Source organism: Planktothricoides sp. SR001, assembly GCF_001276715.1.
Taxonomy (GTDB): domain Bacteria; phylum Cyanobacteriota; class Cyanobacteriia; order Cyanobacteriales; family Laspinemataceae; genus Planktothricoides; species Planktothricoides raciborskii.
In genome coordinates, this window is record NZ_LIUQ01000104.1 from 1 (window position 1) to 7,457 (window position 7,457).

The window sequence follows — 7,457 nt, forward strand, 5'->3', positions numbered from 1 at the left end:
CGGAATGCTTCGCCCTTACCCAAAGCGAATTAAACAAAGCGCCACAGATTTAAATCCGTGGCTATTTAATTATGGGTTTAATTATGGGTGAATTGTGCCATCAGGCATAATTGCCCCCGATAATTTAGTCCCGGTCAGTTTGACCAAAATTTTACTTTTGGTTCCCACTTTGGCGCCGGTTAAATCAGCCCCACTCAGGTCAGCCCCGCTTAAGTCAGCCCCAATTAAATTACAGTTGCGTAAACACGCTTGGGTCAGGCAAGCTTCTAGAAGATTGGCTCTAAATAAATTAGCATTTTCTAGATTAGATCCACTGAGATTTATTTTATGCAAAAACGCATCACTTAGGTCAGCATTTTGCAAGTTACAATTGCTGAGGTTTTTGCCAGATAAATCCTTTTCTTTGAAGTCAGCCCCCCGAAAATCACTGCCACTGAGATCCTGATAGTAGGGCGATCGCTTTTGAGAGTTGCTCTGATAATTATTCTGAGAGTTGCTCTGATAATTATTCTGAGAGTTGCTCTGATAATTATTCTGAGAGTTGCTCTGATAATTATTCTGAGAGTTGCTCTGATAATTATTCTGAGAGTTGCTCTGAGAGTTGCTCTGAGAGTTGCTCTGAGAGTTGCTCTGAGAGTTGCTCTGAGAATTGCTCTGAGAATTACTCTGAGATTGATGCTTTTGATACTGAGACTGATAGGTTTGCGACTGAGATTTATAGTAGGAATAGCGCGGAGTTTGGGGGCGATCGCGGGTAGTCGAAGGAGTGGGCGATCGCTCACTTCTGCCATTGTGAAAAGTTTTTAAGTCAGATTTTCTAGAACGCAATTGGTCACGAGCATGATTAATCTCTTTGAGCTTTTCTTCAGCTTTTTCCTGCAATCTAGGATTATCGTTGGGAATGCGATCGGGATGCCAAATAAACGCCAAGTCTTTATAAGCTTGGTTCACCTCCTCCCAAGACGCACCCAACTCTAGTCCGAGCACTCGATACCATTGTTCTAACTCTTTCATAGTGACTTTCCCAGGGTTTTTCTAAATTTTCAAACAACACCAGCGGTCAAACTTCCGGAAACAATGACAAATTATATTGTAGCGACATATGAGTCGCGCGATCGCACCAGCGGAGCGGAGCTCTTTCGCACCACCTGCCAAAAACAGCCGGAGCAATAATCAGTGATGATGCTAATCAAAATCATCAGTTTTTGCTGATCAATTTTTGCTAATTGGTATCTGTTTTTACAAAACTCATTAAATCTTCATGGAACTATACAGATAGTTACATTGATTAATTAGGTAAAATTGTTGTAAGTAATACCAATCTTTTCCCGTCTCAACTTTTTTATATTGAGTAATTTTAATCAAACAAAGATAAACACATAATAAAATCAAATATGTTTAGCAATATTTTCTAATCATAAATTTTTTAGCCGATCGCTTGTGGCGGATTATCAAGATTCTGTGAAAAAATTTTGTCAATTTTGTCAATTTTGTCAATTTAGAGAATAAACATAAAGTGGGCAATGCCCACCCTACGGAGCTATATCATCGAGAAACCCGTGATTTACCCACTAAAGAATTAGTGACAATTCGCCGAACACCAATATTAACTAAAGCTTGCAAATCATTGGGATCATCCACCGTCCAAACCACAATATCCACCCCGCGATCGCGGCTTTTTGCCACCAAAGTGGGATGATTTAACAACAGATGATATTCACTAATCATCACCGAATTGCCCTGATTAATTGCTTTGGCCAATTCTGCCTCATAATCTTCAACATTAGCCACAATATAACCCAAGGTTAACCCCCGCTGAGTTTGGCGTACTTGTTCCACAAACTGAGGATTAAATGAGGAAACGATCGCCCTTTCTTGCCACCCTTGGGCAATCAGCATCTCGACTAATTCTGCTACTTGAAAGTCTGACCATTGACAATGAGGCTTAACATCTAAATAAATATGCTGAGGCAGCGGATGGAGAATGGCTAAAGTTTCCGCTAAGGTGGGAATTTTTTCACCGGCAAACTGAGGATGAAACCAACTGCCAGCATCTAAATCTTTTAACTCAGTTAAAGTTTTTGCCGTGACATTTCCGGGGGTTCCGGTAGTTTTGTCTAAGGTGGGATTATGGATTACCACGGGAACACCATCAGCGGTTAATTGCAGGTCAAATTCCACCGAATCAGCGGCATATTCAATGGCTGCCGCAAAAGCCGCGAGAGTATTTTCTGGGGCGATCGCGGAAAATCCCCGATGAGCAATAATTTCTAATTCCATTTCCATTTTCATTTCTATTTCCATTTTCTTAATTTACGATAATCCCCAAAAAATGTTTATGGATTCCCGCATATAGCGCTGACGCGCATGCTTCGCTAACGCGGGAATGACATCTGATGAATCGTAGGGGCGAGAAAGCGAATCGCCCCTACGATTGAACCGGATTTGGTATAACATAATTATTCTAAGGGATTTTTAGGAAACATGGACAAGCAAAATCAGGTTTATTGGGATTATGTACGGCAGGAATTTCGCCGCATTTGGGGATACGAGGATTTTCGCCCACCCCAAGGAGAAATCGTCCAAACTTTATTAGAAGGAACTGATGCCCTGGTAGTGTTGGCAACCGGGGGCGGGAAATCGATTTGTTTTCAATTACCGGCATTATTAAAAAACGGTTTAACTTTGGTGGTTTCTCCTTTGGTGGCGTTAATGGAAAACCAGGTGCAAGAATTGCGCGATCGCCAACTTCCCGCTGCTTTATTACATAATGAAATTAGTAAATTACAACGGAAAAAAACCCTAGAAGCTTTAGGCAAAAATCAGTTACGCTTATTATATTTATCTCCAGAAACTTTATTCAGTAAGCCAGTTTGGGACTGTCTGACTCAACCCCATTTACCCATTAATGGTTTAATTCTCGATGAAGCCCATTGTTTAGTCCAATGGGGGGATACTTTTCGCCCAGCTTATCGACGGTTAGGAACCGTGCGATCGCAGTTACTAAAATCTAAACCTCCGGGGAGTAAAATGGCGATTGCTGCGTTTACCGCGACGGCGGATCCAGTTGCTCAAAAAACCATTGCTCAAGTTTTACAATTACAACAACCCCAACAGTATTTATATAGTCCTTATCGCCCAAATCTTTATCTGCAAGTGAAAGTTGCCTGGACGCCACGAGGTCGTCGTCAACAGTTATTTAACTATATCAAACAACGGGAAAAACAATCCGGTTTAGTCTATGTGCGATCGCGCAAAGATAGCGAAGAACTTGCCCAAATTTTACAACAAAAAGGATATAATACTCGCGCTTATCACACGGGACTGAGTGGATCGGAACGGCGTTTTATTGAACAAGCTTGGATTAACGGAAACTTACCTTTTGTGGTCTGTACTTGTGCCTTTGGTATGGGGGTGAATAAACCGAATGTTCGCTGGGTGGTTCATTTTCAAGCGCCCTGTTTATTATCAGAATATATTCAGGAAGTGGGACGCGCTGGTCGGGATGGTAAACCCGCTGAAGCCTTAACATTAGTTAGTGAATGTACCGGGTTTCTTGACCCAGAAGATCGCCAAAGACGAGAGTTTTTAATCCAACAGCAGCGATCGCTTTCTCGACGGGCTCTAGAACTAGGCAAAAAATTACCCAAACAGGGGAGTATTGACGAAGTTGCCCGCAAATATAAAGAAGGCGCGATCGCGCTTTCTCTATTACATAGTCAGAATCAATTACAGTGGCTTGACCCATTTCATTATATCATTTATCCCAAGTCAAATCAACCGCTAAAAAATGATAGCAATGCCACTCAAATAATGGCCAAATATCTGACTACTCGGACTTGTCGGTGGCATTTTTTACTCCAAGCATTTGGCTTCGATAGAGAAGCCAAAAATATCCTCAAAAATCTCAAATGTGGACATTGCGATCGGTGTCGTTCTTCATAATGAATGATTGACCAATCTTTTGAGATGCCCGCTGAATATCTAAAAGAGTTGCAATATCTCGCTTATTTGACATAAGTATTAGTGGGGTAAATAACTTGAGCCGTTGATAAAATTTCCTGACGACGAATCTGGTTTTGACTTCTGGCGATCGCCCGTTTGCTCACCAAATCAACTTTTCTTTGCAAAATTGTGGTTAATTCTTGCTGCATTTGAATATGATCGAATAAACTCCAATCAGCATCAGGACTAAATGTAACTAGCAAATCGATATCGCTATCCGGGCGAAAATCGTCCCGCAATACAGAACCGAATAAAGCCAATTCACTTACTTGCCATTTGGTGCAAAAGTTTTTTATTGGATCAAATGGTAAGTTAATGTTTTTACTATAGCTGCCATGCAAATTGAGCATATAATCAATTGGTATTAATCTAATTTTTTCTAAACTCATCTAAATTATTATTAGAATATAATTTAATACCAAACTCAAAGATTAGTATTAATATTTAAAGGCAGTAAGCACAGGTTAAAACCATTAGCATTAGATCAAATTAAGATAAGTCCGCTTTTCGCGGACTTATTTCATGTCGCCACGGGGTTTAACCCGTGGTCTGAAAACAAATATCTGGGAAAAAATTATCTTCAGCCTACGCCATTTCGTTTAAACCAACCAATCATTCGCCCCCAGGCTTCTCTGGCTTCTTTTTGTCGATAAGTCGGACGATAATCGGCCAAAAAACCGTGAGGCGCACCGGGATAAACGAAGATATCCGATTGACTACTACCCTGGAACAAAATGCGCCGCATATTCTGAACAGTATCCATCGGAATTAATTCATCATTGCCACCATAAAGTCCCAAAACTGGCACCGTTAAATTTGCCGCAACATTAATCGGATGCTGCGGAGTCAAGGGAGAAGAATCACCGACTAACCGACCATACCAAGCGACTCCCGCTTGAATATTTGGATTATGCACTGCATAAAGCCAAGTAATTCTTCCACCCCAACAAAATCCCGTAATGCCAACTTGATTCATGTTGGCTTTTCCGCTGTTTCTAGCCCAAGCAATTGTGGCATCTAAATCGGACATAACTTGAGCATCGGGAACTTTTGAAACCACTTGAGAAATAATTTCTTCTACGGTTTGTAACTTAGACACATCTCCTTGCCGGACAAACATTTCTGGGGCGATCGCCATATATCCAAATTTTGCCAACCGGCGACAAATATCCTGAAGATGTTCGTGAACTCCAAAAATTTCTTGGATTACCAAAATCACCGGAAAATTACTGCCTTGATCTGGCATAGCGCGGTAAGCCGGAATTGCTCCATCAGCTACGGGAATTTGGACTAATCCTGCCACCAAACCAACACTATCTGTTGTAATAACTTGGGCAGAAATCGGGTGGGTACAAACTGCAAACCCTGCGGCTAGAGTACCCATGACGATAAATTGGCGCCGAGACAGATCACTCATTCTTTATTTCCTATTTTAGGTTACTGTAAATGGTTATACAGAAATTACGCAAAAATACTATTTTTGGAATATTTTTGGATAATTGCGTAACTCCTATTCCCGAAAAAATTTAACGATTTTTTGACAAAAAGGTGATGACTAAGGTAATGATTGCCGAGTTTTTTTACAGTCGATACTGTTGAAACACTTCTGTTGCGGCTCGATGCAGCAAAGAATGGCGATAGACTAAATCATTCATATCGTTACAATAACCTCCACCAATGACACAAGCGACGGGATAACCTGCACCTACACAGGTAGATAGTACCTGCATTTCTCGACGAAAAAGACCGCGATCGCTCAGAGAAAGTTTCCCCAGGCGATCGCCGGCGTGACAGTCTACCCCCGCGTCATAAATGACTAAATCCGGCTTGACTTGAGTCAGCAAATCTGGTAAATAACTAGCTAGAGTTTGCAAATATTCATCATCTTCCATGCCCACCGGCAACGGCACATCTAAATCACTTTTTTGCTTGGTTCCCGGAAAGTTGGCTTGACAATGCATGGAAAAAGTAAACACGCTTTCGTCATCCTGAAAAATCACCGCCGTGCCATCTCCCTGATGCACATCTAAATCCACAATCAGCACTTTTTTAACTTGGCCAAGCTGTTGCAAAATCCGAGCCGCGATCGCCATATCATTAAAAATACAAAAACCCGAGCCAAAACTGGGAAAAGCATGATGAGTTCCCCCGGCTGTATTACAAGCTAAACCCGTTTTTAAAGCCAACTCAGCAGTTAAAATTGTGCCAGCTACAGCAATACAAGTGCGATCGGCCAATGCCGCACTCCAAGGTAAACCAATTCGCCTTTGGGCTTTTTGATCTAAAGTGCCGCTACAATAGGCTTGGACATAATCAGAATGGTGTACCTGACAAATCCATTCTTTTGCGGGAAAAGTTGGGGCATGAAATTGTCCTGGTTCTGCCACTCCATCGGCGATCAGCATTTGATGCAGCAGGCTAAATTTGGCCATCGGAAATCGATGATATTCCGGCAAAGGTACGACGTAATTAGGATGGTAAACAATTGGCAAATTCATAGAAATTTTGATTTTCATCGGTCAGCCGTCAGCGGTCAGGTATCAGCCGTCAGCCGTCTTATGATACCTGATAGCTGATACATGATGGCTGATAGCTAATTACTATTTATAGATTAGTTGACTAAACATAAAAAATATCAGAAAACATCTTTTAAGAAAGTCGGAAAAGTTTGACATCTACACTGCCACTATGGATGGTTTAATGGTTTGATTTGGGTTTAACCACTAAAACCGAACAGTGAGCATCTGCCACCACTTGACTGCTGACTGAACCGAGTAAAATTCGGTTAATCCCCGTCAACCCCCGACTACCAATTACAATTAAATCAGCCTTATATATGTTGGCTAACCGGATAATTTCTTCTGCCGGATCCCCGGTGACAATTTCCAATTCACTGGGGCAAGAAAATTCCGCTTGCAGGGGTTCCATGAGCTTTTTCATGTGAATATAAGCCACATCTTCTTGATCCGCTTGCGGGCGATCGGCAGCCACGTCCACGTCAGCCCCGGTATTAGGAATTACATAAGACAGGATAATTTTAGTATCGCTGCTAAGTTTAATTTGATGAAGAGTGCCGATCACTTGCTCTGATAAATCAGATCCATCAATGGCAACGAGGATATTTTGAATCACGTTTTTGACTTACTCCTTTGGTTCAACACAACTGCATCTCCACTCGTTCAGGTATCGAGGCAAGATTGCGGTTAAAATTATACTGACTATTATTTCACAGTTTTTGATAACCGTTGACCGTTAATGGTTAATTGTTGACAGCGATTCGCGTAGCGATCCCTGCGGGAATCGCATTTTTCAGCCTAGTGCATTACGCAATAAAGCTGATTTATTCAATAAGTGGGGCGGCGGTTACGGAGACAACCGAACCATAAGGGACGGGTAACACGAAAAATTATCTATACACAGTAACTTTACAGTTTGTTACAATGAGAATAACG

Annotated in this window: 7 protein-coding genes; 1 reads left to right on the forward strand and 6 read right to left on the reverse strand. The window is 41.6% G+C overall.

Features of this window, described 5'->3' with window-relative positions:
• Positions 1-81: 81 nt before the first annotated feature.
• Positions 82-1,014, reverse strand: a complete 933-nt coding sequence (locus tag AM228_RS28105; RefSeq protein WP_054470284.1) for a pentapeptide repeat-containing protein — start codon at positions 1,012-1,014, stop codon at positions 82-84.
• A gap of 531 nt (positions 1,015-1,545) precedes the next feature.
• Entirely contained in the window at positions 1,546-2,304 is a 759-nt protein-coding gene (locus AM228_RS28110) for a glycerophosphodiester phosphodiesterase family protein (protein WP_231636972.1), read from the reverse strand.
• Positions 2,305-2,484: 180 nt separating this feature from the next.
• Between AM228_RS28110 and AM228_RS28115 the strand changes: the two genes are divergently transcribed.
• A complete protein-coding gene (locus AM228_RS28115; protein ID WP_054470285.1) occupies positions 2,485-3,945 on the forward strand; it encodes an ATP-dependent DNA helicase RecQ in 1,461 nt (486 codons plus the stop codon).
• Positions 3,946-4,007: 62 nt separating this feature from the next.
• Here AM228_RS28115 and AM228_RS28120 read toward each other — a convergent pair whose 3' ends face one another.
• From AM228_RS28120 to AM228_RS28135, 4 genes are all read right to left on the reverse strand, one after another.
• The gene (locus AM228_RS28120) at positions 4,008-4,355 is read right to left on the reverse strand and encodes a nucleotidyltransferase family protein (protein ID WP_054470298.1); all 348 of its coding nucleotides are present in this window, start codon (positions 4,353-4,355) and stop codon (positions 4,008-4,010) included.
• 230 nt (positions 4,356-4,585) lie between these two features.
• The gene (locus AM228_RS28125; protein WP_054470286.1) at positions 4,586-5,422 is read right to left on the reverse strand and encodes a dienelactone hydrolase family protein; all 837 of its coding nucleotides are present in this window, start codon (positions 5,420-5,422) and stop codon (positions 4,586-4,588) included.
• Between the two features lie 163 nt (positions 5,423-5,585).
• Positions 5,586-6,503 carry a histone deacetylase gene (locus AM228_RS28130; RefSeq protein ID WP_054470288.1) on the reverse strand — a complete coding sequence of 306 codons (918 nt, stop codon included), beginning with the start codon at positions 6,501-6,503 and terminating at the stop codon, positions 5,586-5,588.
• Positions 6,504-6,702: 199 nt separating this feature from the next.
• Entirely contained in the window at positions 6,703-7,137 is a 435-nt protein-coding gene (locus AM228_RS28135; protein WP_054470290.1) for a universal stress protein, read from the reverse strand.
• Positions 7,138-7,457 lie beyond the last annotated feature (320 nt).